The sequence below is a fragment of the Adlercreutzia sp. DFI.6.23 genome, assembly GCF_024462535.1.
Taxonomy (GTDB): domain Bacteria; phylum Actinomycetota; class Coriobacteriia; order Coriobacteriales; family Eggerthellaceae; genus Adlercreutzia; species Adlercreutzia rubneri.
In genome coordinates, this window is the sequence record NZ_JANGBP010000285.1 from 1 (window position 1) to 351 (window position 351).

Annotated in this window: 1 protein-coding gene; it reads right to left on the reverse strand. The window is 77.5% G+C overall.

All coding sequences use genetic code 11. The annotated features are described in order from the left end of the window. The coding region (locus NE591_RS13395; RefSeq protein ID WP_256156880.1) for an ATP-binding protein at positions 1-351 on the reverse strand (351 nt) is incomplete at both ends.

The window sequence follows — 351 nt, forward strand, 5'->3', positions numbered from 1 at the left end:
AGCGGCGCGGCCGGCCGGCGTGGGGGCCGGTGCCGAGGCGCCGTTCTGGGAGCGGCTGCGGGAACCGGGGCATCCGCCCTGGTGCGCAGGCGACGGCGCCGGCTTCGGAGCGTCGTCGAGGAGGGTGCGAGCGGCCGAGCCGGGACAGCCGCTGCGGTGCTCGGCCGCGGCCGGAACGCTGCCAGCCGTCGCGCCGCCGTTGCGGGCGGCCAGGTGTGCCGCCACGGCAGCCTCGTCGTAGGGAGCGGCATCCCGCTCGACGAAGGAGATGGCGTCGGTGGGGCAGGCCGGCAGGCAGTCGCCCAGCCCGTCGCAATAGTCGTCGCGTACCAGGCGCGCCTTGCCGTCGAC